Origin of the sequence: Sphingobium sp. LMC3-1-1.1 (assembly GCF_040676285.1) — a bacterium.
In the GTDB taxonomy this organism is placed as follows: domain Bacteria; phylum Pseudomonadota; class Alphaproteobacteria; order Sphingomonadales; family Sphingomonadaceae; genus Sphingobium.
This window is the reverse complement of sequence record NZ_JBEGHQ010000023.1, coordinates 338,481-361,862: the sequence shown is the minus strand read 5'-3', so window position 1 is coordinate 361,862 and position 23,382 is coordinate 338,481. Positions and strand designations below refer to the sequence as shown.

Sequence of the window (23,382 nt, the reverse complement as noted above, 5' to 3'; positions counted from 1 at the left end):
CTCCCACCCTGGCGCACGGCCCTTCCCCACAGCGGCCACCTGCTGCGCGCCTCCCTGGACGGGAGCGCGCGGCCCCTTTCCTAAGCCTGAATTCTGATCGAATAAGCGAGCCAGCGACCAGCCGAGACTATTTCTCGCCGTGACCCAGCGCCAGATAGTCGTCGGACTGCATTTCCATCAGCCGCGATACGGTGCGCTCGAACTCGAACGCCCCGTCGCCTTCGGGATAGAGGCGTGCCGGCTCCGCGTCAGCGGAGGCGAGCAATTTCACCTTATATTCGTAGAGCGCATCGATCAGCGTCACGAAACGCGCCGCCTCATTGCGCTTCTCCGGCCCCAGCACCGGAATGCCGACGATGATGACACTATGATATTTGCGGGCGATCGCCAGATAATCGGGGGCGCCGCGGGCCTCGGCGCAGAGGCGCTTGAAGGAAAAGACCGCCACGCCCTTCAGGCTCTTGGGCACATGGAGCGTCCGGCCGCCCTGCACCTGGATATCCTCGGCCGGAACCTTGGCCCGGTCTTCCACGGGATAGTCCGTCAGCCGGAAAAAGGCTTCCGACAGCGCCCTTGTCGCTTCCGCGCCATTGGGTGAATGCCACAAGGCGGCATCGCCCAGGCGATCACGGCGATAATCGGTCGGCCCGTTCAGGGTCATGACGTCCAGCTTCGCCTTGATAAGGTCGATGAACGGCAGGAAAAGTTGGCGATTGAGACCGTTCTTGTAGAGTTCGTCCGGCGCGCGGTTGGACGTGGTGACGATCGTCACGCGCTTTTCCAGCAAGCCGGTGAAGAGCCGGGACATGATGGCGGCATCGGCCATATTGTTGACCACCATCTCGTCGAAACAGAGCAGCCGAGCCTCTTCCGCCAGCGACTCGACCACAGGGGGGATCGGATCGCCCGTTTCCGATTTGCGCGCCTCGGCCAGCCGGGCGTGAACGTCGAGCATGAATTCGTGGAAATGCGCGCGCTTCTTGCGCTGGATCTGCACCGTGTTGAAGAACAGGTCCATCAGCATCGATTTGCCGCGGCCCACGCCGCCCCACATATAAAGGCCGCGCGGCGGTTCCGGCGCCTTGCGCAACAATCGCCACAATGTGGAACCACGCGGCGGCGTTGCCTCCAGTTCCTGTTGCAGCCGCTCCAGCCGCTCCGCCGCGGCCCGCTGGTCGGAATCGGGGCGCAATTCGCCCGCAGCGACAAGCGCGTCGTAGCGAGCGATGACGCTGCTCATCCTGGAAGCCTCCTGGCTTCGGGCGCCTTGCGCACGGTCGCGGTCGATGCCGCGATCAATTCATCATCCTGGGAAATGGTCAGGCGCAGGAACATCAGCCGACCTGTTTCGCGCAGCAATTCGACCTCCGCGCGCAGGACGGGACCGATTTTCCCGGGACCGCAATATTGCATGGCAAGGTCAACGGTCACCGCCGCCACCTGTTCCGGCCGGCCCATCGCTGCCAGCCCGGCGAAATAGGCATGGTCGGCAAACGCCGCGAGAAGACCGCCATGCAGCACGCCCAGCCGGTTGGCGTGCGATGGTCTGCTTTCCAGCATGACCGTCGCTTTGCCCGCGGCATCGCAGCGCAAATATGTGATGCCAACGGCCGAATCGAGGAAGGTGCCCTTCACCATGTCGGCCCAGCATGACCAGCCCGCCCATGGTCCGTCGGCCACCAGGCTCAGATGACCTGCTTCCTCGCTCACTTCCTCAGAGTTGCCGTTCGACCATCATCTTCTTGGTTTCCGCGATCGCCTTGGCGGGGCTGAGGCCCTTGGGGCAGACATTCGCACAGTTCATGATGGTGTGGCAGCGATAGAGACGGAAGGGATCCTCCAACTCGTCCAGACGCTCGCCAGTATATTCGTCGCGGCTGTCGGCCAGCCAGCGATAAGCCTGCAGCAGGATAGCAGGACCAAGGAACTTGTCGCTGTTCCACCAGTAGCTGGGGCAGCTGGTCGAGCAGCAGGCGCACAGGATGCACTCGTAGAGGCCGTCCAGCTTCTCGCGATCGGCCGGCGACTGGAGCCGTTCCTTGCCGCTGGGCGCCGGGCTGACGGTTTGCAGCCAGGGCTTGATGCTGTTGTACTGCGCGTAGAAATGCGTGAAGTCGGGCACAAGATCCTTGATCACGTCCATGTGCGGCAGCGGCGTCACGCGCACTTCCTTGCCCGCGCATTCCTCGATGGAGGTGGTGCAGGCGAGGCCGTTGCGGCCGTTCATGTTCATCGAGCAGGACCCGCAAATACCCTCGCGGCAGGAACGGCGGAAGGTCAGCGTCGGATCATATTCGTTCTTGATCTTCAACAGTGCGTCCAGGACCATCGGCCCGCAATTGTCGAGATCGATCTCGAACGTATCGTAACGGGGATTCTGGCCGGAGTCGGGATCGTAGCGATAGACCTTGAAGCTCTTGACGTTCGTCGCGCCGTCGGGCGCCTTGTGGGTCACGCCCTTGGCGCTGATCTTGCTGTTCTTGGGCAGCGAAAATTCGGCCATTGCTCGTCAAGCCTCTCGGATAATCCTTCAGTCGGCGTTGCGCATAACAAAAAATCTGCAAAGGTCCAGCACTGACGCACTGCAAAAGCGGGTTGCTTGATTTGTGGCGGTCCTGATCGCTACGGCTCGGCACACCCTGAAGAGGCCAGCCCGTTGCCGACCGACATCGCCTTCCTTGCCATTGCCGAAGCCCATCAGGCCTATCATTGGCTGCCGTCGGCGCTTGCCTTGTCGCGGCGGGCGGGGGTGAAGGTGCACGTGCTTTCCCCTTCCCGCCTGATCCTGGATCTGGTCGCCGGCTATGATGAGGAAGGCGCGCTGAACCTCATCCAGCTGCGCAGGCCGCCCTCGCAGCCCGATTCGCTATTCCGCCAGCCTTCGCGTTTCCTGACGCTGATGCTGAACTATGCGACCATCCGCCGCTTTCCCGTGCTGGTAACGACGGAGATTTCCAGCGGCTGGCTGCGTCGCGTGCCCGGTTTTTCGTCGCGCATGATACAGATCAAGCATGGCGCGGGCGATCGGGAGGGCGGGTACAAGGCACGCCATTCGGCCTTCGACCTGACCCTGGTCGCAGGCGAGAAGGACCGGCGGCGGCTGATCGAGCGCGGTCTGTGCGCGGCACAGGATTGCGCGGTCGGCGGCTATGCGAAGTTCGAACTGAAGGCCGCCCCACGGCGGTTTTTCGACAATGACCGGCCGGTGCTGCTCTATAATCCGCATTTCGACGGCGAATTATCGTCCTGGCTCCGTCACGGGCCGGAGGTGATGGCGGCATTGGAGGCGCTGGAGGGGTGGAACGTCATCATCGCACCCCATAGCAAGCTCGCCAGCCGCACCGCGCCAATCCACACGACGGCGCCGCATATCCGCGTCGACATGGGCAGCCGTCATTCCATCGACATGAGCTACACGATGAGCGCGGACGTCTATCTGGGCGATGTGTCGAGCCAGGTCTACGAATTCCTGCTCCGTCCCCGGCCCTGCATCTTCCTCAATCTGGACCGGCGCGACTGGCACGGCAGCGACGCCTTCGCCCACTGGCACTTGGGGCAGGTGATCGAGGATATCGGCGACCTGCGCCAGGCGCTGGATCGCGCGGCGGACTTGCAAGCCGGCTTCGTTGATGCTCAGGAGACGGCCATGTCAGATTCCATCGACCGTTCGCCCCTGCCCGCCTCCGAACGGCAGGCCGACCTCATCCTCGATTTCGCCCGGAAATCCCAGGGGACCGCCGCCGCATGACGCAGACGATCATGACCGCGCTGGGGCCGATACGGCTGCTGGGCGACAACCCCACCCGTATATGGGGCATGTCCAATGCAGAGCGCTGCCGCCGCATGGCCGAAAGCTCCGCGAAGAACGGGAGCGCATTGGCCGATGGCCACGAACTGCTGTTCAACCTCGCCTACGCCTTCGACCCGCTGCTGCTGCGGCTGGTGCTGGAGGAGCCGGGGACGGTGTTCGTCTGGGATGCCAGCCCGATTGTGGGACAAGTGCCGGCAGGCAGCGATCCGTTGGCGGCGCCGCATGTCGTCGATCTGTCGGACGGGCAAAAGCTCTACAACCGGCAGCTCCGCAAGCTGGAGCAGCCCTTTGTTCGAGAATTGACCCCCGCCACCCGGCGAGGGATCGAGCGAAAAAGCTATTTCGGCGCCTATAAGGGCGTCACGGACCTTCTGACCAAATATCTCTGGCCCGAACTGGCGCTGTGGCTGACGCGCCTGGCAGCCTCCATAGGCATGACACCCAATATGGTGACAGCCATGGGCGCGACGCTTTGCGTGCTCGCAACCTGGTTCTTCGCCCAGGGTCTCTATTGGACCGGTATGCTTGCCGGCTTCGTCTTCATGGTGCTGGACACGGTGGACGGGAAGCTCGCGCGCTGCACCATCACCTCCTCCAAATGGGGCAATGTGGCGGACCATGGCGTGGACCTGATCCACCCGCCCTTCTGGTGGTATTTCTGGGGCGTGGGCCTGTCGGCCTGGGGGCTGGCGCTGCCGACGCAGACTTTCGCGCTGGTGATGGCGGCGGTGATCGCGGGCTATGTGCTCCAGCGGCTGATCGAGGGGATGTTCATCAGGGATTTCGGCATGGACATCCATGTCTGGGGCCGGTTCGATAGCTGGTTCCGCCTGATCACCGCGCGGCGCAACCCGAATATGGTGATCCTGTTCTTCGCGCTGCTGGCCGGGCGCCCCGACATCGGCTTGATCGCACTGGCATGGTGGACCATCCTCTCACTCATCGTCCACGTCGTGCGGCTGATGCAGGCCTATGCCGCGAAGCGCTCCGGACGGCCCATCGTCAGTTGGATGGAGGCAAGAACATGAACGCGACCATCGAAAAATTCGGCTATCCCGCGACGCTTGTCGCGCAGTTCACGCACTGGGTCGTTCTGCTGCGTCCTGCCCAGCCGACGCTGGGATCGCTGGTGCTGGCGGCGAAATCCGACGCCACGGCCTTTGGCGACCTTCCGGCGGAGGCCCATGCGGAGCTGGCGGCCGTGACCAGGGCGATCGAAAGCGCGCTGGCCGGGGCGGTCGGCTACGACAAGATCAATTATCTGATGCTGATGATGGTGGACCCGCATGTCCATTTCCATGTGCTGCCCCGCCATGAGGGCAGCCGCAGCCATGCGGACCTTCAGATAGCCGACGCCGGATGGCCGGGACAGCCCGACCTCGGCAGCGCGGTTGCGCTCTCGCCCGAGCAGGTCGCCCTGCTCACCGACTGGCTGAAGCCCTATTTCGCGTAGCGGCCCTCTGCCAGCCAGCGAGCGGTGAGCGTGTTCGCCGCCTCGACATCCTGCGGGAAGTCGACCTCCTGCCAGTCCAGCCCCTCGATGGAGACGGTGCCGACGCGATTGCCCTTGGCGACGATGTCTATGGCGCGCAGATACCAGCGCTCCACCCCCTCGGGCGTTCGCATCATCTGGTCGATCTGGTTGCGGAAGATCGCCGGACCCTCGCCCCGGAAGGCCAGCATGCCGATGGATTCGGCGTTGGTGTCGTGCGGCAGCAACCTCTTGCCGATGGCGTGCAGGCGTCCCGTCTCGTCCCGGTTCACCTTCATGTCGTCATCATCATAGTCGCCCGGCTTGACGTCGACCGTGACGGTGATGGCGTCCTGCGCTCCGGCGATCAGCCTGCCCACGATCTCGTCCGAAACGATGGTGTCGCCGTTCAGGATGATGAAGTCGCGGTCCATTTCCTCCCGCACGATCCAGCAGGTGCCAAGATTGTCCGCCACCTGGAAGAAGGGGTTGAAGACCGTGCGGATGCGCGCGCCCGTTTCGCGATAGAGCTGGAGCGCGTGATCCTCCACCCGCTCGGTGCGGAATCCGGTCACGACGACGATGTCGGTCACGCCATTGGCCACCAGCGCCGCAACCTGCCAACTGATGAGCGTCCGGCCGTTGAAGTCGATCATGCATTTGGGCACGTCGCGGGTCAGCGGCAGAAGGCGCGACCCCTGACCGGCGGAAAGGATGATGGCTTTTGCGATAGTCATGGGCTGCGCCTTTAGAGCAAATGAAAGGGGAGGAACAGCGTGTGTTGCATCGTTCCCCGGCCGATCATAGATAGTCGCGCGCCGGTCTGTCGGCGTGCGACGAAAGGCCGGAACCCAAGTGACGAGCAAGCGTGGATCGGGTGGCCCCCAGGAAGGCTTTGCCCGCATCCTGGCGAATACGGGCTGGCTGCTTGGCGGCAAGGGCGTGGGCGCGGTGCTGAGCCTTGCCTATCTCGCCATCGTCACGCGAACGCTGGGCGTCGCTGATTTCGGCCGTTTCGCGCTGGTGCTGAGCGCCGCCAACGTGATCAAGACGCTGGTGAGCTTCGACAGTTGGCAGATCGTGGTGCGCTATGGCCAGCCTCACCTGGCATCGGGCGAAGGCGATGCGCTGAACCGGGTGTTGCGCTTCTGCATCCTGATCGATCTTGGGTCGGCCTTGGCAGGTGGGCTGATCGCCGCCTTCATCATCCTCGCCTTTGGGCCGCTGATGGAATTGTCGGCCGGGATGGGATGGCAGACCTGGATTTTCTGCATGGTGATGATGATCACCATCCGGTCCAGCCCGACCGGCGTGCTGCGGCTGTTCGACCGCTTCGATTCCGGCGCCTTCGCCGAAACCATGATCCCTGTCGGACGCATGATCGGCGCCGGGCTGGCCTGGGTGCTGATGCCCGATATCACTGGCTTCCTGATTGCCTGGGGCGCCGCCGAACTGCTCTGCGCGATCAGCTATTGGTGGCTCGCGCTGCGCGTCGGGGGTAAAAGGCTGGGAAGCTGGCGCGCGGGCCGGGCGCTGGACGCGCGCGGGGAAAATCCCGGCATCGTTGGCTTTCTCACCGCTACAAATTTGCAGACGACCCTGTCCTCCGTGGGCCAGCAGGTGGCCGTGCTGGTAGTCGGCCTCTTCGTCGGCCCGGCAGGGGCCGGCCTCTACCGGCTTGCCAATCAACTCGCCAACTCGCTGACCAAGATTTCCAGCCTTCTGTCCCGCAGCATTTTCGTGGAACTGAGCCGCACCCATTCCAGCCACGGCCACGAAGCGCTCGGCACGCTGTTCCGGCGGACCAACCGACTGGCATTGGTCGCGGGCGCGGTGATCATCGCACTGATCCTGACGATCGGTCATCCATTGCTGGGGCTGATCGCAGGCAAGGCGTTCCTGCCGGCCTATCCGCTGCTGCTGCTGCTGGGCATCGCCGCCTGCATCGATCTGGTCGGGGTGAGCTATCGACCGCTCCTCATGGCGACCGACCGGGCCAGCCTGTCGCTCCGCATCACACTGGTTTCAACCGGCCTGCTGCTGGCTATGCAGGCGGCCTTGTTGCCGATCTATGGGACCGTCGGCGCGGCCGGCGCCAATATCGCCGCCTCGATCGCGGGTTTTGCCATGATGGGCCTTGCGAGCCGACGGGTTTTGAAGCAGCCACGCATGATGCCGTAGAGCGATTTTCAAGCGATCGGATCGAAATCCGACCTAGCGAAACCGCGCAGGAGAATAGGGCACCGGATCGATTCCCGCGATCTGCGCCGGCAAAGCCTCTCCCCGAAGAAGGGCTGCCCCCAGCAAAGCCGCGGCGGGCGAGGTCTGGATACCGAACCCGCCCTGCCCCGCGAACCAGAAAAAGCCTCTCGCCGCCGGATCAAAGCCATAGACCGGCGCCCGGTCGGGGGAGAAGCTGCGCAGCCCCGCCCATCTGCGCTCGACCGCCTCGACCGGCCAGTCGACGACCGCCTCGAAACGGGCGATGGCCTCCGCCACTGCCAGTTCCTCCGGCGCGGCATCGCAGGGGGGCGATGGCTCCTCGTCATGCGGAGTCAGCCAGACGCGCCCCTCTCCCTCCGGCTTGAAATAGAATTGCGAGCCAAGGTCCATGACCAGCGGCAGATCGGCGGAAGGCATGGCGGGCACGCGCAGCTGCACCACCGTCCGGCGCAGCGGCGCGATGCCGATGGGCGCCACGCCGCAAGCGCTGGCGACGCCGTCCGCCCACGCCCCCGCAGCGTTCACGATGATCGCGCAGTCTATCGCGCCTGCATCGGTTTCGACCCGCCAGCCCTCATGCCGCGCTTCGGCCCCTCGCAAGGCCGTCGCCAACCGCACCTCGCCACCCAGCCGGCGGAAGCGCCGCAACCATGCCTGATGCAGGGCCGCCACATCGATGTCGCATACCCCCGGCTCCAGCACCCCCAGCGTCCATTCCGGCCGAAGCCCTGGAACAAATGCGGCAGGATCGACCGGAACCAGATCCACCTTGCCGGCGAACGCCTCCAGCAGCCGGTCGCGCGCTACCCTGTCGCCTGCCCGCCCGATATGCAGTGTCCGGCGCGGCTTCAGGAAAGGGGTGTCGGAAAAATCGGGATCCGGCGCAGCCAGCATGGGCCCCGATGCCGTGGTCAGCGGCTGGACGGCAACACCGCCATAGGTTTCTTCCCAGAAGGACACCGCCCGCCCCGTGGCATGATAGCCGGCGCTTGCTTCCATCTCCAGCAACAGCACGCTGGCATGCTCCGCCAGCACGGCGCCAAGGCTTGCCCCGGCAATGCCGCCACCGACGATGACGATATCAGGCCGCTTCATCCCCCGCCGCCCCTGCGTGGCGCGACTTCGTCCAGAAAGCCGTCGATCCGCCCCAGCGCGTCCAATCGCACCGGGTCCAGCTCCCGCAATATCTCATGCGCGGCCTCCCGCCCGTAAACATGGAGCCGCGCGCCCGCGATCCGTGCTGCGATCCGCTCGATGGCAGGGGTGGAGACGAGCTGGTCGGTCCGCGCCGCCAGGACGAGCAAGGGGACGACGATCCGCTCCATTTCCCGCCCCTTCTCCAGCATGCGCGTCGAATGCAGCGCCTGCGCCACCCATTTCCAGCTTGGCGGCCCCAACGCAACCTCGCGGCTATGGTCCCGCCACCACAATTCGTCGGCATAGCGTTCCGGATCGTGCGTCAGCCGCTTCTGCCGCATGCGCCGCTGCCGTTCCGACTCCTCCTTCTGGGTCCAGGCCTGCTTTTCCGCAAAACCCAGGGTGCACATGGTTTCGGCAATCGCCACCGCCAGCCAGCGGGGCAGAGGCGCTGTATGCAGTCCCATCATCGGCGCGACCGTCACCGCCGCATCGGGCGGCGCCATGCCCTCCGCCAGGGCGCGCAGCAGCAGGTGGCCCCCCATGCTGTGCGCGACGATCGCCTTCGGTCCCCTCCCTTCCCCGCGCCATTCGGCAGCGAAGGCGTTGAGGTCGGCGATCCACTGTCCGAAATCGTCAATATGTCCGCATAGCGGATCGTCCGTTGTTCGGCCCGATCCCCCTTGCCCCCGCCAGTCGAAGCTGGTGACGGCCCAACCGCGGTCGGCCCAATGGCGGATGACCTCGAGATATTTCTCGATCATGTCGCCGCGTCCGCCCAGCACCAGCATCCGGCCCCGATCGCCATCGCCCAGCCGAAAGCGGCGCAGGCGCCAACCGTCGGGTGCGGCCCAATAGTCCAACCGTCCGTCCATGGGCCAGGCACGCCGGTCGAAGGAAGCGGGAACGAAGCGGGGCGAATCCATGCGCGGCATGGTTACGCTTTGGTAAGGCATGCGGTCTATAGTTTCGAACCCATGATGGGGGATATTTTCCAAATGGCGCTGATCGGCGCCCTGGCACTGCTGCTGATCGTGGCGTCTGTCACCGATCTGCGGTCACGTATCATCTCCAACCGGCTGAACCTGACTGTGGCCGCTCTGGCGCCGATATGGTGGCTGGCCTGCGGGCTTGCGCTCTGGCCCGGAATGGCGGTGCAGCTTCTGGTTGCGCTGGTCGTGTTCCTGGCGTTCGCCGCGCTGTTCGCGCTCGGCTGCATGGGCGGCGGCGACGTGAAGCTGCTGGCCGCGCTGGCGCTGTGGTTTCCATGGCAGGCGACCTTGTCGATGCTGATGCTGATGGCGGTGCTGGGGGGCATCGTCACCATCGTGACCGTCGTGCACCATCGCATGACCCGGCGGCTGGGTCAGCCGCAAATCCCCTATGGCATTGCCATCTCGTTCGCGGCGCTTTGGCTACTTGGCGAACGATATATTAACCAATTTGCGTGAATATCCGGGGGCTCAGACGCAACTCGTCTGATTGAGGGAGGCGAATTTCATCATGGATGCCAAGAAGATCGTGCTGCTGGTGGGAGCGCTGATCATAGCGGTCACTACAGCCCTGCTCGCACGCAACATGCTGAGTTCGTCGAGCACGCCGCAGGCGGGCGCATCGTCCATGCCGGTTGAGGCGGACCAGCCCCATGTGCTGGTCGCGACGAAGGCCCTGCCGGTGGGCACCATCCTGGACGCGGAAAGTTTCCGTTTCCAGCCATGGCCCAAGGATCTCGTCGAGCAGGCCTATTATATCAAGGGCCAGGCCGATCCCCAGAAGCTGGTGGGCAGCGTCATCCGTACCGCCATTTCCGCCGGTCAGCCGATGACGGTGGGTTCAGTGATCAAGCCTGGCGACCGCGGTTTCCTCGCCGCGGCTCTGGGACCGGGCATGCGCGCCGTGACCGTGCCGGTATCGGCGCAAAATTCGGTGGCAGGCTTCGTCTTCCCGGGCGACCGCGTCGACCTGGTGCTGACGCAGAGCGTCAGCGGCGGCGGCGATGGCGATCCGCTCAAGGTTTCCGAAACCATCCTGCGCAACCTGCGCGTGCTTGCCACGGATCAGCGCATGGACGCGCTGGGCGCCGACGGCAAACCTGTCGTCCAGACCTATTCCAACGTCACCATCGAAGTCACGCCCAAGATCGCGGAGAAGATCGCAGTGGCGCAGACGATCGGCTCGCTCTCGCTCTCGCTGCGCTCGCTGGCGGACAATAGTTCGGAGCTGGACGCGGCCATCGCGGGCAGCGACGTCGACCTGCCCGACGGCAGCAATCCCAATGCGGAAAAGAAGCTGCTGGCCAGCATCGCCGCTCGCCCGGTCGACAAGGGCGGCACCTATTCCACCGGCGCCGACGTCTCGCGCTATCAGCGCAGCAGCGTCCCCGCCAAGCCTTTGCAGGCCATGGGCGCAGGCGGCGCTCCGGCCATGGGCGTGCCGGTCGGCGGCAGCATTGCGGGCCAAGGGCCGGTGATCCGCGTCGCCCGTGGAACCAGTGTGACCGTCGTTCCGGTCGGGGGGAAGTAAGATGAAGGGGTTTATCGTTCACACGGCAGCGGCCAGGCCGCTGCTCGGCCCGGCGATCGCGCTTGGCCTGGCGGTTGCGATCGCCGCCGCGCCGACCACCGCGCTCAACGCGGCGCCGGCCTCCATGCAGGACAATGCGATCCTGCTCTCCGTCGGCGGCAGCAAGGTCATCAACCTGCCGGCCAAGATGTCGGACGTGGTGATCGGCGATCCGGATGTGGTCGACGTCCATGTTCGTTCGCAGAACCAGCTTTACCTGATCGCGAAGAAGGCGGGCGAGACCACCGTCTTCGCAACAACGACCAACGGGAAGGTGCTGTTTTCCGGCACGGTCCGCGTCGGCAACAACCTGACCAGCATCGACGAGATGTTGAAGCTGGCGATGCCCAACGCGGACATCGCCGTCAACAAGATGAACGGCATGGTCCTGCTGACCGGAACCATCGCCGCGCCGGAAGACGCGGCAGAGGCCGAACGGCTGACCCAGGCCTTTGTCGGCAAGGAAGTGACGGTGGTGAGCCGCCTGCGCACCGCGACGCCGCTCCAGGTCAACCTTCAGGTCAAGATCGCCGAAGTCACCAAGGATGTCGGGCACAAGATCGGCATGAATATCACGGGACTCGGGACCGGAACCGGCAGCTTCAGCGGTTACATCAACCGCGCCGATCGAGCGTTCCAGACCAACACCGGTGGCGGCGCACCGACCAGCGACATTTCGCGATCCTGGCTGTTCAACAGTCCCACGGACGGCACGACCTCCTTGGGCTTCGTCGCCAAGCTGCTGGGCATGGATGTCGCCGCCGCGCTCGACCTTGCAGAATCAAGCGGCCTCGCCACCACTCTCGCCCAGCCCAACCTGACCTCGCTGTCCGGCGAAACCGCCAGCTTCCTGGCGGGCGGCGAATATCCCTATACCGTCAGCAACGGCACGCAGGGAAACAGCATCGAATTCAAGCAATATGGCGTGCAGCTGGCCTTCACGCCCACCGTTCTGGCGGATGGCCGCATCTCCCTTCGGGTGCGCCCCACCGTGTCGAGCCTCGACTTCTCGATCAACGCCAGCGTGCCTGCGCTCAAGAGCCGCACCGCCGAAACCACGGTGGAACTGGGTTCGGGTCAAGCCTTCATGATCGCGGGTCTGCTCAACAACGATACCGCCAATAACATCAGCAAGGTACCCGGCCTTGGCAATCTGCCCATATTGGGCAGCCTGTTCAAGTCGCGCAATTTCCAGCGCCACGAAACCGAACTGGTGATCGTCGTCACGCCCTATCTGGTGAAGCCGATGAATGCATCGGACGTGCGGCTGCCGACTGACGGGTTTCGCAATGCCAATGAGGGTCAGGGCCTGTTCCTGCAACAGGGCCATGACGGCGTCAGCGGCGCCCAGGCACCCATGCCGAGCCGCGCGCCGGGTGCGCCGGTCCCGGCGCCCGGTCCGCAATCGTCGGCGGCCCTGCCGCCCGTCGCCTCCCGTGACACCGGAAAGCGTTCCAAGGACGCCGCGCCGGGCTTCAGCTTCTGACCCGAAGGACGAAAGACATGACTTTCCAGTCTCGCAAGACCCCCGTCCTCACCGGCATCGTCCGCTTGGGTGCGCTCGCCCTGATGGCGCTGCCGCTCGCCGCCTGCCAGACCGACCAGGCCGCCAATCGCGGCGTGCAGTCGGTCCACCAGCCGGTCGTCGGCCATACCGCCTTCACCTATGACGTGCAGGCAGGGCCCGATGGTGGCCTTTCGGCATCGGAAGCGCGCCGGCTGGACGACTGGTTCGTTTCCATCGGCCTTGGCTATGGCGACCAGGTCGCCGTCGCGACGGAGGCGGGCTACTACAGCCCCGCCCTGCGCGAAGGTATAGCCGATGTGGTCGCGCGCCATGGCATGTTGGTGGGGGAAGACAGCACGGCCGTCGCCGGCACCGCGCCGCAGGGCGCCATACGCCTGATCGTGCGCCGCGCCACCGCCAGCGTGCCGGGATGCCCCGACTGGTCGGACAAGCCGGAAGCAGACCAGCAATTGGGCGCGTCGAAAAATTTCGGCTGCGGCGTGAACGGCAATCTGGCCGCAATGATCGCCAATCCGGAGGATCTGGTGCGTGGCCAGACCACCGACAGCGATCTGCGCACCGCAACGTCCAACCGGGCGATATCAACCTATCGCGACAAGCCGCCGACGGGAACGGGCGACCTGAAGACCTTAACGGGAGGCAAGTGATATGAACGCACCCTGGAAACCCGGCGCATCCGGCCAGCGTGACCCTTTCCATGCCTTTGTCTGCGATGATCACAGCTTCGACCTGCTGCGCGTCGTCGCGGCCGAGATGGGCTGGGCGCCGGAAAAGGTGAACAAGGGCGGCATGCGCAACGCCGTGCAGTCCCTGTCGATCACCGCCTCGCCGCAGATCCTGTTCATCGACATGTCGGAAAGCGGCGATCCGCTCAATGACATCAACAATCTGGCCGAAGTGTGCGAGCCCGGCACGGTCGTCATTGCCGCCGGCCAGGTCAATGACGTGCGCCTCTATCGCGACCTGCTGGCCAGCGGCATTCAGGACTATCTGCTGAAACCCTTCGGCGCGGACCAGTTGCGCGACGCACTGGCCCAGGCGCAGGCCGTTTTCTTCGCTCCCCGCGACGCCGGGCCGGAACGGCCGCACATGACCACGGCGGTCATCGGAACACGCGGCGGCGTGGGCGCTTCCAGCGTTGCAACCTCGCTCGCCTGGCTGCTCAGCGAGAAGAAGAAGCGGCCGACCGCCCTTCTCGACCTGGACGTTCATTTCGGCACCAACGCGCTGGCGATGGATCTGGAACCGGGACGCGGGCTGACCGACGCCATCGAAAATCCCAGCCGCATCGACGGGCTGTTCATCGAACGGGCCATGGTGCGCGCCAGCGACACGCTGGCGATCCTGTCGGCCGAGGCGCCGATCAGCCAGCCCATGCTGACCGATGGCGGCGCCTTCTACCAGTTGCTGGAGGAGTTCCGGGTCGCTTTCGAATGCAGCGTCATCGACCTGCCGCGCGGCATGCTGATCCAGCACCCCCATCTGATGAGCGACGTGAACGTCACGGTCGTGGTTACGGAATTGACGCTGGCGGCGGCGCGGGATTCGATCCGCATCCTGTCCTGGCTCAAGACCAATGCACCGCAGTCGCGCGTGCTCGTGGTCGCCAACCGCGTTCATCCAGGCGCGCCGGAAATCAGCCGCAAGGATTTCGAGCAGTCGATTGAACGCAAGGTGGACGTGCTGATCCCCTTCGACCTCAAGATTGCCGCGCAGGCGGCGAAGCTGGGCAAGACGCTGGCGGAAACGGCCAAGGGCAGCAAGGTGGGCGGCGCCTGCCAGGCCCTGCTGGAGGCGGTGCTGGGCGCGGCAGAGGATGCGGATGCCGAAGGTGGCGCAACCTCTTCGAAGAAGGGTGATTCCCTGCTGGGCAAGATCAGCGATCTCAAGAGCATGATCCCCTCGCGGCGCAAGGACAAGGCTTCGGCCTGAACAGGACGGACCATGCCGCCAGCGGGTGGCATGGCCGCTTTGATGGAACCAGACTGGAAACGGGCAGGCGCATGAACGGCAATATCATCCTGATGACGGTGCTGCTCGCAGCCATGCTGGGCCTGATCGTCATGGCCTTTGGCGGGCCTTCGCCGGAAAAGGCGCAGAAGCGCCGCATGCAGCTGATCCGCGGCCGGCACAGCGATTCGACGGACGCCATCATGGAAGCGCGCATGCGCAAGGCGATATCCAACCGCCCCGCCGGCAATGAAGCGTCGATGCTGGTGTCGCTGGTGCCCAATCCGGAAAATCTGGCCAAGCGCATCCGCATGACCGGCAAGAAATGGACGGTCAGCCAGTATATGACCGCCTGTGCCGTCATCTTCCTGCTGCTGACCGCCATATTGATGCTGCGCGGATTTCCGCCGCTTTTCGCGGTGATGCTCGGCCTCGCAGCGGGCCTTGGCCTGCCGCATATGTGGATCGGTCGGCTCATCAAGGGTCGCGTGCTGAAGTTCAACGCCAAGTTTCCCGACGCGCTGGAACTGCTGACTCGTGGCCTGCGCTCCGGTCTTCCCATTTCCGAGACGCTGACTGTCGTGTCGACCGAGGTTCCAGGACCGGTGGGCGAGGAATTCAAGCTGATCACCGAACGCATCAAGATCGGCAAGAGCATGGATCAGGCGCTGCAGGAAACCGCAGACCGGCTGGGCACGCCCGAATTCCAGTTCTTCGTCATCAGCCTGGCGATTCAGCGCGAAACCGGCGGCAATCTGGCGGAAACGCTGTCCAACCTTGCCACCGTGCTCCGCCAGCGCGCGCAGATGAAGCTCAAGATCCGGGCGATGTCCTCGGAATCCAAGGCTTCGGCCTATATCATCGGCGTCCTGCCGTTCCTGGTGTTCGGCCTGATCTGCTACATCAACTATAATTACATGTCGCCCTTCTTCACGCCCGACCCGGCGGGGCTGTTCGGCCTCTCGCTCATGCAGGTCGTCGGTATTGGCGGGATGTGCTGGATGGCCATCGGAGCCTTCATCATGGCCCAGATGATCAACTTCGAGATTTGAGGAAGCCGCCAAGATGGAAAGCACGCCCGTTCCTGCCGGCACCCTGTTCGGACTGACCGCCACCGATTTCGGCACGCTGCTCGCCGCTCTGGCGACGCTGGCGACTCTGTTCGCGCTCTACGCGGTGATGACGGTGCGCGATCCGATGGCAAAGCGCGTCAAGACGCTCAACGACCGGCGCGAGCAGTTGAAGGCGGGCATCACCGCCTCCACCGCGCGCCGCCGCGCCAAGCTGGTGAAGAAGAATCAGGCGACCGACCAGATGCGGTCGCTCCTTTCCAACCTGAAGGTCCTGCAGGACGATCAGCTCAAGGAAGCGCAGACCAAGCTGGCCCAGGCCGGCATCCGGTCAAAGGACTGGGCGGTCGCGGTCATTTTCGGCCGCATGATCCTGCCGATCGTGATCGGCGGGATGGCGGCGCTGCTGCTCTATGCCGTGGGCATCTTCCCCGAATGGGGCGGCGCCAAGCGCTTCATGGCCTTTGCGGGCGCCCTGCTGCTGTCCTACAAGGCGCCGGACATCTTCATCGACAACAAGGTCCAGAAACGCTCCGCCGCGATCCGCAAGGGGCTGCCCGACGCGCTCGACCTGCTGGTGATCTGCGCCGAGGCGGGGCTGACGGTCGATGCCGCTTTCAGCCGCGTCGCACGCGAACTGGGCAAGGCCTATCCGGAACTGGGCGATGAATTCCACCTGACCGCGATCGAACTCAGCTTCCTGACCGAGCGCCGCATGGCGTTCGAGAACTTGGCAAACCGCGTCAAGCTGGACGCGGTCAAGGGCGTGGTCACCACCATGATCCAGACGGAAAAATACGGAACGCCCCTCGCCTCTGCTCTGCGCGTGCTGTCCGCCGAATTCCGCCACGAACGCATGATGCGCGCAGAGGAAAAGGCCGCGCGCCTGCCCGCCATCATGACCGTGCCGCTGATTCTCTTCATCCTACCGACCCTGTTCGTCGTCATTCTGGGCCCTGCCGCCTGCTCTATCAGCAAGGCCTTCTGAAAATCGGGGGACGACAAAGGGGCGCTGCCGTAGCGTCCCTTCCAAAACCCCAGGAAAGCCGTTGATTTTCGGCTTGGCGAACCGGCGGAACCTGCCTTATCGCTCTTTGCAAAGACGCAAAATCCGGAGAGGTCAATGGTCGCCATCACCCGCATCGCCGCCCGCGCCGCACTGTTCGCGCTGCCCTTGTTCGCCGCCCTGCCCGCTGAAGCTGCGCAGCCCATCATCGGCCACTGGGCCACTGTCGACGGCAAGGCCATCGTCCAGATCGCCCCATGCGGAAAGACGCTGTGCGGGCGTATCGAGAAGATCGTGAAGCCCACGCCGGGCCGGCCCCAGACCGACATCAAGAACCCCGATCCTGCACTACGCAGCAAACCCCTTGCCGGACTGGCGCTGCTCACGGGCTTTGCCGATGCAGGCGAGCTGTGGAAAGGATCGATCTACGATCCGGAGAGCGGCAAGACCTACAACAGCAAGGTCAGCCGCAACGGCAACGGCACGTTGAAGGTGCAGGGTTGCATCATGATCTTCTGCAAGACCCAGACATGGACGCCCGTCCGCTGATCTGATGACCCGTTCGGACGGCGAATGCGGACATTTCCCGACAGATATGCGCCACGCCAACGGCAACGCCCCGGCCACGACCGGGGCGCCTGTTTAAGCTCTGTCGCAAGGATCAGGCCGCCTTGCGGGCCTTGGTCAGCTTCTTCATCAGCATGTCCCGCTTCAACCGGGACAGATGGTCGATGAACAACACGCCCTGCAGATGATCCATCTCGTGCTGGAGGCAGGTGGCGAGCAATCCCTCCAGCCGTTCCTCGTGGATGCGTCCATCCCGGTCCATCCAGCTTGCCCGGATGCTGGCCGGCCGTTCCACTTCCGCGAACTGGTCGGGGACGGACAGGCAGCCTTCATTATAGACCGACAGATCCTCCGACCCCTCCAGGATTTCCGGATTGATGAACACCATCGGTTTCCTGACCGGCGGCGCCCCTTCCTCATCGGATTCGGGTTCCTGCAGGTCGATCACCAGCACCCGCTTGGGCACACCCACCTGGATCGCCGCCAGACCGATGCCCGGCGCGTCGTACATGGTCTCCAACATGTCATCGATCAGACGCCGCAAATCGTCATCGATCGCCTCCACCGGAGACGAGATGGTACGCAGGCGCGGATCGGGCGCCTCCAGGATGGGAAGAATGGCCATGGCACTAAAATAAACGGCCGGCCGGAAAATTTCAAGCGATCGCCATATTCACCCGATGGGACGACGGGCCCTCAGCGCCTGGGCCAATGTCCCCTCGTCCAGATAGTCCAGTTCCCCGCCCACCGGCACGCCATGCGCCAGTTGCGTGAGGCGCACGGGAAAGCGCTCCAGCCGTTCGGCCAGATAATGGGCGGTGGTCTGCCCCTCCAGCGTCGCATTCATCGCCAGCACCACCTCGTCTATGCCGCCCGCCTCCACCCGCGCTACCAGCGCGTCGATGGACAGGTCCTCCGGCCGCACGCCCTCCAGCGCAGACAGCCGTCCGCCCAGCACATGGAAGCGTCCCGGAAACAGCCGGGACTTGTCGAGCGCCCAGAGGTCCGCCACATCCTCCACGACGCAAAGCGCCCGCGCATCCCGGCGCGGATCGGCGCAGATACCGCAGGGATCGACCGTGTCGACATTGCCACACAGGCTGCACGTCACCAGCCGATCGTTCACCGCGTCCAGCGCGCGCAGCAGCGGCTCCAGCGCGGATTCCCGCTTCTTCAGCAGGTGCAGCACGGCACGTCGCGCCGAACGCGGGCCAAGGCCGGGCAGGCGGGAGAGCGCATGCGTCAACGCTTCGATTTCGGGAGAGGCCATGGGACCGGAATAAGGGCTTGCAAGTCGTGGACACAAGGGGTTTGAGAGGCGTCTTCGTAAATACGCCTCCGGCGCGTTTCAGATGCGGCACCTCAACGTGCCGAAACCGAGCAAAAGGCCCGCCATGCGCATCGTTTATATGGGAACCCCCGATTTCGCCGTGCCGGCTCTGGCCGCCCTGGCAAAGGCCGGGCATGAGATCGTTGCGGCCTACAGCCAACCGCCCCGACCCGCGGGACGCGGCAAGGCGCTGCGCCCCTCGCCCGTCCACGCGATGGCGCAGGAAATGGGCATAGAAGTGCGCACGCCCGTTTCGCTGAAGGATGCAGAAGTGCAGGCCGCCTTCGCCGCACTGGACGCCGATGTGGCGGTGGTCGCCGCCTATGGGTTGATCCTGCCGCGCCCGGTCCTGGATGCTCCGCGCTTCGGCTGCATGAACATCCACGCATCTCTCCTGCCCCGCTGGCGCGGCGCGGCGCCGATCCAGCGCGCCATCCTCGCTGGCGACAATGTCACCGGGGTCACCATCATGGACATGGAGGCAGGGCTGGACACCGGCCCGATGCGCGCCAAGCATGTCACACCGATAGAGGACAAGACCGCCGGCGCGCTGACGCAGGAACTGGCCGATGCAGGCGCGGAGCTGATGGTCGAGGTGCTGGACGACATCGCCCTCCATCCGCCCGTCGCCCAGCCGGAGGAAGGCGTCACCTACGCTACCAAGATCGACAAGGCGGAATCGCGGATCGATTTCAGCCGCGACGCGCGTCAGGTCGAACGGCAGGTGCGCGCCTTCAACCCGGCGCCCGGCGCCTTCTTCGAATATCGCGGAGAGCGCTTCCGTATCCTCGCCGCCCATGTCGAGGAGGATGAAGGCCCGGCGGGCGAATTGCTCGACAACAGCCTGCTCATCGGCTGCGGCCATGGCAGTATCCGCCCGGCAGCGATCCAGCGCGCGGGCAAGGGCGCCATGTCGGCGGGTGAATTGCTGCGCGGCTTTGACATGCCCGCCGGCAGCCGGGTCGACGCCTGACCCCATGGCCCGTTTCGCCTTCACTGTCGAATTTGACGGCCGCCCCTTCATGGGCTGGCAGCGGCAGGCCCATGGGCCGAGCGTACAGCAGGCGATTGAGGATGCGATCTTCGCCGTCACGGGCGAACGGGTCGCCGTCCATGCGGCGGGCCGCACCGACGCGGGCGTCCATGGCCTTGCCATGCGCGCCCATGCCGACATTGCGAAGGACATGACGCCCTTCCGCCTGATGGAGGCGCTGAACGCGCTGCTCCGCCCGGCGCCGGTCGCGATCCTGGCCTGCAAGACCGTGCTGGATGATTGGCATGCGCGCTTTTCCTGCAACGGCCGATCCTATGTCTATCGCATCGCCAACCGCCGCGCACCGCTGACCTGGGAAGATGGGCTGGTCTGGCGCGTGATCCAGCCACTGGATGCGGAGGCGATGCAGCAGGCCGCGCAACTGCTGGTCGGGCGGCACGACTTCACCACTTTCCGCTCGGTCCATTGCCAGGCGGAAAGCCCGGTAAAGACGCTGGACCGACTGGACGTGGAGCGTTCGGGCGACCGGCTGGCCATTCATGCGGAGGCGCGATCCTTCCTCCACCATCAGGTGCGGTCGATGGTGGGATGCCTTGCCATGGTGGGCATGGGGCGCTGGTCGGCGGCGGACATGGAGGCGGCACGGGACGCGAAGGACCGGGCGGCCCTGGGGCTCAATGCACCGCCGGACGGGCTGTATTTCGTAAGCGCGCGTTATCCGGACGATTGAGACGCGCCGGCTCAGGCGGCAGCGGGATGCGTCACAGGCTGGTCCGGAACGGCGTGAAATTCGTGCCCTCGTCGAACACGTCCAGCCCCTCGGCGCGCTTGAGGCGGTCGACCACGACATAGGTGACGGGCGTCAGCACGGCTTCCCATGTGACCTTCATCAACCAGTTCGTGACCATCACGGTCGCCACCTGTGCGTTGGTCCAGTTGCCGTAGAAGGCGAGCGGATAGAAGAGCAGGCTGTCGACCCCCTGCCCCACGATGGTCGATCCGATCGTCCGCATCCAGAGATGCCTGCCCTGCGTCAGCAGCTTCATCTTGGCGAGAACGAAGCTGTTGGCGAACTCCCCCGCCCAGAAGGCGGTGACGGAGGCGAAGACGATGCGCCATGTGCTGCCAAAGACGGCCTCATAGGCCTTCTGGTCCGGCCATCCCTCCGCCGGGGGCAACTGCACCACCACCCAGCTCATCAGCGCCATGAACAGCATCACGCCAAAGCCAGCCCAGACGCAGCGCCGCGCCCGCGCATAGCCATAGACTTCCGTCAATACGTCGCCCAGCACATAGCCGAGCGGAAAGAAGAGGATACCGGCGCCAAAGGTGAAGCCGCCTACGGTCGACAGCTTCGCCGCGCCAATCAGGTTGGACAGCAGCAGGATCGCGACGAAACCAGCCATGCAGAAATCGAAATAGCGCAAGGGCCGCGCACCCAGCGCATAGGCATCGATTTTCCTTACCCCCTTGTCGGTCATGCGCTCCTGCATATCGGGCGCGCGCGCAAATGCAATCGCCCATGATTGCAAGCGGGGCGAAGGGCGGCTATCGAACGCGCCAACGGCCCCGTAGCTCAGCTGGATAGAGCATTCGCCTTCTAAGCGAATGGTCACAGGTTCGAATCCTGTCGGGGTCGCCAATTCCCCTTTGCTTCACCGCTTTTCGCGGCGATCGGCCCCATCCCGGATCGGCCGCATCGCTTCATGGATCATGCCTGTCAGCAACAGGCTGCCTTGCCGCGACAGATGGTCATCGTCGGAATAAAGCGGCACGCCATGCATCATGGTCGCGCAATGGCCGCTGCGGCAGAGAAGACGGTGCGGATAGACGATGCTGACCGCGAAGCGCCGCCGCATCGCGTCGAAGGCGCCGAAAACGCTGCGCTGACGCCGCAGATAATCCGCCAGGGGCAGGTCCAGCCCCGCCGGTTCGCTGTAGAGTTGGGCCCGCGCCAGGCTTTCCGGTACATTGCGGCGGAATTCCGGAACCGGGGCGACCAATATGACCCGCTTGCCCATGCCGGTCAGCGCCCGCACGCTCTCCTCCAGCCCCGCCCGGAATAGTTGGGCATCCCGGCTGAGGCTCCTGTCGTCATTCTCGTCCCGGCCAAGATAGCAGGGCATCCCGCCTTCCGGGCGACGTCCATCTGCGCACAGGCCCCAGCGGGACACAAGGAATATGGTGTGGATGGTCGGGCTGTCGCGCAGCATTGCCAGAACCTGCGCATTGAACGCGCTGCAATCATGGCTAGCGGGCTGGTCCAGCCGGTCCAGCCCCAGCAGGGTGGGGCAGGCGGGGTAGGATGCGATCCGTCCGGACAGGCCCAGCGCATCGCCCGCCTGATCGAATGCAGGTTTCAGCGCATGGGCGTGAGAATCGCCCCACAGCAGGAAGCTGGGCGCCGTGCCGTTATGCGCGCCCACCGCACAGAGCGTCCGGTGCCGGACCGCCGCCATGCCCGAACAGCGCTCGGGCAGGTAGGCCATGCTCCCGCTCGCCGCGTCGAGCGCAGCGACGGACGGCGCCACCCGCGCGGGCAGACCGCCCGAAAGATAGAGCAGCGCTCCCGCTCCGCACCCCGCCGCCATCATCGCGCCAGCCAGCGCAAAGGCGCGGCCGTTCGTGAAGCGGCGCGCCCGGCGGAACGGCTCCTCGATGAAACGCCAGGACAGAAAGGCAAAGAGGAAAGAAAGCAGGATGACGAGCAACTGCTCCCGCAAGCGCCAGTCCCCGTCGGTGCGATAGGTCCAGAAGACGACGATCGGCCAGTGCCACAGATAGAGCGAATAGGATATGCGGCCGATGGCCACGGGCGCCGCGCCGCCCAGCACCTGGCTGATCGCCGATCCGCTCTGCCCCGCATGCAGGATCAGCAATGCGCCGAGCACGGGATAAAGCGCGTTCAGCCCCGGAAAGACCGTTGCGCTGGAAAAGCCGAACAACGCCCAGCCGATCGACGCCACGCCGGCCAGCGCGCAAAGTTGCGCCGCCCATCTCCTCCGCAGCGGCGGCAACAGGCCCATCGCCAGCAACGCCCCCGCCAGCAATTCCCAGGCGCGGGGAAAGGGAAGGTAGAAGGCCAGCACGGGCGCACGATCGACCAAAAGCAGCGCCGTCGCGAAGGACAGGAGCGCCATCATCGCCAGCAACAGCCGGCTGCGCCCTCCCGCCCGAAAGGCGCAGAGCATCAGGAGCGGGAAGAGGATATAGAATTGCTCCTCCACCGCCAGCGACCATGTGTGCAGCAGCGGCGCCTCCTCCGCCGCGCTGCCGAAATAGCCGCTGTGCCGGGCAAAATGCAGGTTGCTGGCGAAAAGCACCGTCGCTGCGGCGCTCAGGCCAAGAGCGCGATAATCAAGCGGCAGCAGGATCTGGCTGCCGACCAGGATGGTGACCGCGATGGTCGCGAACAGCGCGGGAAATATGCGGCGGATGCGCCGCGCATAGAAATCGGTCAGGCTGAACCGGCCTTCCGTCATTTCCCGGCTGATGATCATGGCGATCAGATAGCCGGAGATGACAAAGAAGATGTCGACTCCGACGAAACCCCCGGTAAAGGGCCAAAGTCGGACATGATAGAACAGCACCGGCAGCACCGCCAAAGCGCGCAGCCCGTCGATATCGCGACGATAGGCCAGGGATGGCCTGGCGTCCGTCGCGGACGAAACCGGCAAGACCGGACAGGAAGCACTGGCAGCGATGCTTTCCCTCCTCTTTTCCAGGGATTTGG

Annotated in this window: 24 protein-coding genes and 1 tRNA gene; 15 read left to right on the top strand and 10 right to left on the bottom strand. The window is 64.8% G+C overall.

Going from position 1 to position 23,382, the window contains the following annotated elements:
* Positions 1–127: 127 nt before the first annotated feature.
* The 3 genes from zapE to MRBLMC3_RS15095 are packed head-to-tail and all read right to left on the bottom strand — an operon-like array spanning position 128 to position 2,503.
* Complete coding sequence (zapE, locus tag MRBLMC3_RS15105; protein ID WP_363830113.1) at positions 128–1,240, bottom strand: cell division protein ZapE; 1,113 nt, start codon at positions 1,238–1,240, stop codon at positions 128–130.
* Positions 1,237–1,680 (bottom strand): PaaI family thioesterase, encoded by a 444-nt coding sequence (locus MRBLMC3_RS15100; protein ID WP_363830451.1) that lies wholly within the window; start codon positions 1,678–1,680, stop codon positions 1,237–1,239. Before MRBLMC3_RS15100 ends, zapE begins: the two co-directional genes overlap by 4 nt.
* A 34-nt stretch (positions 1,681–1,714) precedes the next feature.
* Positions 1,715–2,503, bottom strand: a complete 789-nt coding sequence (locus MRBLMC3_RS15095; RefSeq protein ID WP_025547823.1) for a succinate dehydrogenase iron-sulfur subunit — start codon at positions 2,501–2,503, stop codon at positions 1,715–1,717.
* A 153-nt stretch (positions 2,504–2,656) separates the two neighbouring features.
* Here MRBLMC3_RS15095 and MRBLMC3_RS15090 point away from each other — a divergent pair, with 153 nt between their 5' ends.
* From MRBLMC3_RS15090 to MRBLMC3_RS15080, 3 genes are read left to right on the top strand one after another with little or no spacing between them, the layout of a single operon-like run.
* Positions 2,657–3,748, top strand: coding sequence for a glycosyl transferase (locus tag MRBLMC3_RS15090; protein ID WP_363830111.1), 1,092 nt, complete (start codon positions 2,657–2,659; stop codon positions 3,746–3,748).
* Positions 3,745–4,839, top strand: a complete 1,095-nt coding sequence (locus MRBLMC3_RS15085; protein ID WP_363830109.1) for a CDP-alcohol phosphatidyltransferase family protein — start codon at positions 3,745–3,747, stop codon at positions 4,837–4,839. Before MRBLMC3_RS15090 ends, MRBLMC3_RS15085 begins: the two co-directional genes overlap by 4 nt.
* On the top strand, positions 4,836–5,264 hold the full coding sequence (locus tag MRBLMC3_RS15080) for an HIT family protein (protein ID WP_363830106.1): 429 nt from the start codon (positions 4,836–4,838) through the stop codon (positions 5,262–5,264). Before MRBLMC3_RS15085 ends, MRBLMC3_RS15080 begins: the two co-directional genes overlap by 4 nt.
* On the opposite strand, the gene MRBLMC3_RS15075 is transcribed toward MRBLMC3_RS15080, so the two are convergent.
* Positions 5,252–6,019 carry a phosphocholine cytidylyltransferase family protein gene (locus MRBLMC3_RS15075; RefSeq protein ID WP_363737199.1) on the bottom strand — a complete coding sequence of 256 codons (768 nt, stop codon included), beginning with the start codon at positions 6,017–6,019 and terminating at the stop codon, positions 5,252–5,254. The two genes, MRBLMC3_RS15080 and MRBLMC3_RS15075, sit on opposite strands and share 13 nt — an antisense overlap.
* A 118-nt stretch (positions 6,020–6,137) precedes the next feature.
* Between MRBLMC3_RS15075 and MRBLMC3_RS15070 the strand changes: the two genes are divergently transcribed.
* On the top strand, positions 6,138–7,463 hold the full coding sequence (locus MRBLMC3_RS15070) for a lipopolysaccharide biosynthesis protein (RefSeq protein WP_363830103.1): 1,326 nt from the start codon (positions 6,138–6,140) through the stop codon (positions 7,461–7,463).
* 33 nt (positions 7,464–7,496) lie between these two features.
* Here MRBLMC3_RS15070 and MRBLMC3_RS15065 read toward each other — a convergent pair whose 3' ends face one another.
* Both MRBLMC3_RS15065 and MRBLMC3_RS15060 read right to left on the bottom strand, forming a co-directional pair.
* Positions 7,497–8,600, bottom strand: a complete 1,104-nt coding sequence (locus MRBLMC3_RS15065; RefSeq protein ID WP_363830100.1) for an NAD(P)/FAD-dependent oxidoreductase — start codon at positions 8,598–8,600, stop codon at positions 7,497–7,499.
* Positions 8,597–9,577 carry an alpha/beta hydrolase gene (locus MRBLMC3_RS15060; RefSeq protein WP_363830097.1) on the bottom strand — a complete coding sequence of 327 codons (981 nt, stop codon included), beginning with the start codon at positions 9,575–9,577 and terminating at the stop codon, positions 8,597–8,599. The genes MRBLMC3_RS15065 and MRBLMC3_RS15060 overlap by 4 nt, the downstream gene beginning before the upstream one ends.
* 63 nt (positions 9,578–9,640) lie before the next feature.
* On the opposite strand from MRBLMC3_RS15060, the gene MRBLMC3_RS15055 reads away from it, so the two are divergent.
* The 8 genes from MRBLMC3_RS15055 (at position 9,641) to MRBLMC3_RS15020 (ending at position 17,307) form a co-directional block, all read left to right on the top strand.
* Entirely contained in the window at positions 9,641–10,093 is a 453-nt protein-coding gene (locus MRBLMC3_RS15055; RefSeq protein ID WP_414714651.1) for an A24 family peptidase, read from the top strand.
* Positions 10,094–10,145: 52 nt separating this feature from the next.
* Positions 10,146–11,165, top strand: a complete 1,020-nt coding sequence (gene cpaB, locus MRBLMC3_RS15050) for a Flp pilus assembly protein CpaB (protein WP_363830091.1) — start codon at positions 10,146–10,148, stop codon at positions 11,163–11,165.
* A gap of 1 nt (position 11,166) precedes the next feature.
* On the top strand, positions 11,167–12,690 hold the full coding sequence (locus MRBLMC3_RS15045; protein WP_363830088.1) for a type II and III secretion system protein family protein: 1,524 nt from the start codon (positions 11,167–11,169) through the stop codon (positions 12,688–12,690).
* Between the two features lie 17 nt (positions 12,691–12,707).
* Complete coding sequence (locus MRBLMC3_RS15040) at positions 12,708–13,379, top strand: CpaD family pilus assembly protein (RefSeq protein ID WP_363737206.1); 672 nt, start codon at positions 12,708–12,710, stop codon at positions 13,377–13,379.
* Position 13,380: 1 nt separating this feature from the next.
* Positions 13,381–14,664, top strand: coding sequence for a pilus assembly protein CpaE (locus MRBLMC3_RS15035; protein ID WP_363737207.1), 1,284 nt, complete (start codon positions 13,381–13,383; stop codon positions 14,662–14,664).
* 71 nt (positions 14,665–14,735) lie between these two features.
* Positions 14,736–15,734 carry a type II secretion system F family protein gene (locus tag MRBLMC3_RS15030; protein ID WP_363737208.1) on the top strand — a complete coding sequence of 333 codons (999 nt, stop codon included), beginning with the start codon at positions 14,736–14,738 and terminating at the stop codon, positions 15,732–15,734.
* Positions 15,735–15,747: 13 nt separating this feature from the next.
* Positions 15,748–16,740 carry a type II secretion system F family protein gene (locus MRBLMC3_RS15025; RefSeq protein WP_363737209.1) on the top strand — a complete coding sequence of 331 codons (993 nt, stop codon included), beginning with the start codon at positions 15,748–15,750 and terminating at the stop codon, positions 16,738–16,740.
* Between the two features lie 135 nt (positions 16,741–16,875).
* The gene (locus MRBLMC3_RS15020; RefSeq protein WP_363830086.1) at positions 16,876–17,307 is read left to right on the top strand and encodes a DUF2147 domain-containing protein; all 432 of its coding nucleotides are present in this window, start codon (positions 16,876–16,878) and stop codon (positions 17,305–17,307) included.
* A 112-nt stretch (positions 17,308–17,419) separates the two neighbouring features.
* On the opposite strand, the gene def is transcribed toward MRBLMC3_RS15020, so the two are convergent.
* Positions 17,420–17,950, bottom strand: coding sequence for a peptide deformylase (gene def / locus MRBLMC3_RS15015; protein ID WP_363830083.1), 531 nt, complete (start codon positions 17,948–17,950; stop codon positions 17,420–17,422).
* Positions 17,951–17,998: 48 nt separating this feature from the next.
* Complete coding sequence (gene recR, locus MRBLMC3_RS15010; RefSeq protein WP_133652959.1) at positions 17,999–18,595, bottom strand: recombination mediator RecR; 597 nt, start codon at positions 18,593–18,595, stop codon at positions 17,999–18,001.
* A 124-nt stretch (positions 18,596–18,719) separates the two neighbouring features.
* Between recR and fmt the strand changes: the two genes are divergently transcribed.
* On the top strand, positions 18,720–19,628 hold the full coding sequence (gene fmt / locus MRBLMC3_RS15005; RefSeq protein ID WP_363737212.1) for a methionyl-tRNA formyltransferase: 909 nt from the start codon (positions 18,720–18,722) through the stop codon (positions 19,626–19,628).
* Positions 19,629–19,632: 4 nt separating this feature from the next.
* Complete coding sequence (gene truA, locus MRBLMC3_RS15000; RefSeq protein WP_363830080.1) at positions 19,633–20,379, top strand: tRNA pseudouridine(38-40) synthase TruA; 747 nt, start codon at positions 19,633–19,635, stop codon at positions 20,377–20,379.
* A 31-nt stretch (positions 20,380–20,410) separates the two neighbouring features.
* Here truA and MRBLMC3_RS14995 read toward each other — a convergent pair whose 3' ends face one another.
* Positions 20,411–21,130 (bottom strand): queuosine precursor transporter, encoded by a 720-nt coding sequence (locus MRBLMC3_RS14995; RefSeq protein WP_363830078.1) that lies wholly within the window; start codon positions 21,128–21,130, stop codon positions 20,411–20,413.
* An 84-nt stretch (positions 21,131–21,214) separates the two neighbouring features.
* Between MRBLMC3_RS14995 and MRBLMC3_RS14990 the strand changes: the two genes are divergently transcribed.
* Positions 21,215–21,291: transfer RNA gene (locus tag MRBLMC3_RS14990), tRNA-Arg, on the top strand.
* A gap of 13 nt (positions 21,292–21,304) precedes the next feature.
* On the opposite strand, the gene MRBLMC3_RS14985 is transcribed toward MRBLMC3_RS14990, so the two are convergent.
* A complete protein-coding gene (locus MRBLMC3_RS14985) occupies positions 21,305–23,326 on the bottom strand; it encodes an acyltransferase family protein (protein ID WP_363830076.1) in 2,022 nt (673 codons plus the stop codon).
* Positions 23,327–23,382: the final 56 nt, after the last annotated feature.

Coding starts and splice junctions, on each gene's coding strand:
- MRBLMC3_RS15030 (WP_363737208.1), top strand. CDS start 14,736: ATGAACGGCAATATCATCCTGATGACGGTGCTGCTCGCAGCCATGCTG.
- MRBLMC3_RS14995 (WP_363830078.1), bottom strand. CDS start 21,130: ATGACCGACAAGGGGGTAAGGAAAATCGATGCCTATGCGCTGGGTGCG.
- cpaB (WP_363830091.1), top strand. CDS start 10,146: ATGGATGCCAAGAAGATCGTGCTGCTGGTGGGAGCGCTGATCATAGCG.
- MRBLMC3_RS15065 (WP_363830100.1), bottom strand. CDS start 8,600: ATGAAGCGGCCTGATATCGTCATCGTCGGTGGCGGCATTGCCGGGGCA.
- fmt (WP_363737212.1), top strand. CDS start 18,720: ATGCGCATCGTTTATATGGGAACCCCCGATTTCGCCGTGCCGGCTCTG.
- MRBLMC3_RS15025 (WP_363737209.1), top strand. CDS start 15,748: ATGGAAAGCACGCCCGTTCCTGCCGGCACCCTGTTCGGACTGACCGCC.
- def (WP_363830083.1), bottom strand. CDS start 17,950: ATGGCCATTCTTCCCATCCTGGAGGCGCCCGATCCGCGCCTGCGTACC.
- MRBLMC3_RS15035 (WP_363737207.1), top strand. CDS start 13,381: ATGAACGCACCCTGGAAACCCGGCGCATCCGGCCAGCGTGACCCTTTC.
- MRBLMC3_RS15055 (WP_414714651.1), top strand. CDS start 9,641: ATGGCGCTGATCGGCGCCCTGGCACTGCTGCTGATCGTGGCGTCTGTC.
- zapE (WP_363830113.1), bottom strand. CDS start 1,240: ATGAGCAGCGTCATCGCTCGCTACGACGCGCTTGTCGCTGCGGGCGAA.
- MRBLMC3_RS15075 (WP_363737199.1), bottom strand. CDS start 6,019: ATGACTATCGCAAAAGCCATCATCCTTTCCGCCGGTCAGGGGTCGCGC.
- MRBLMC3_RS15060 (WP_363830097.1), bottom strand. CDS start 9,577: ATGCCGCGCATGGATTCGCCCCGCTTCGTTCCCGCTTCCTTCGACCGG.
- MRBLMC3_RS15085 (WP_363830109.1), top strand. CDS start 3,745: ATGACGCAGACGATCATGACCGCGCTGGGGCCGATACGGCTGCTGGGC.
- MRBLMC3_RS15080 (WP_363830106.1), top strand. CDS start 4,836: ATGAACGCGACCATCGAAAAATTCGGCTATCCCGCGACGCTTGTCGCG.
- recR (WP_133652959.1), bottom strand. CDS start 18,595: ATGGCCTCTCCCGAAATCGAAGCGTTGACGCATGCGCTCTCCCGCCTG.
- MRBLMC3_RS15020 (WP_363830086.1), top strand. CDS start 16,876: ATGGTCGCCATCACCCGCATCGCCGCCCGCGCCGCACTGTTCGCGCTG.
- truA (WP_363830080.1), top strand. CDS start 19,633: ATGGCCCGTTTCGCCTTCACTGTCGAATTTGACGGCCGCCCCTTCATG.
- MRBLMC3_RS15045 (WP_363830088.1), top strand. CDS start 11,167: ATGAAGGGGTTTATCGTTCACACGGCAGCGGCCAGGCCGCTGCTCGGC.
- MRBLMC3_RS15095 (WP_025547823.1), bottom strand. CDS start 2,503: ATGGCCGAATTTTCGCTGCCCAAGAACAGCAAGATCAGCGCCAAGGGC.
- MRBLMC3_RS15040 (WP_363737206.1), top strand. CDS start 12,708: ATGACTTTCCAGTCTCGCAAGACCCCCGTCCTCACCGGCATCGTCCGC.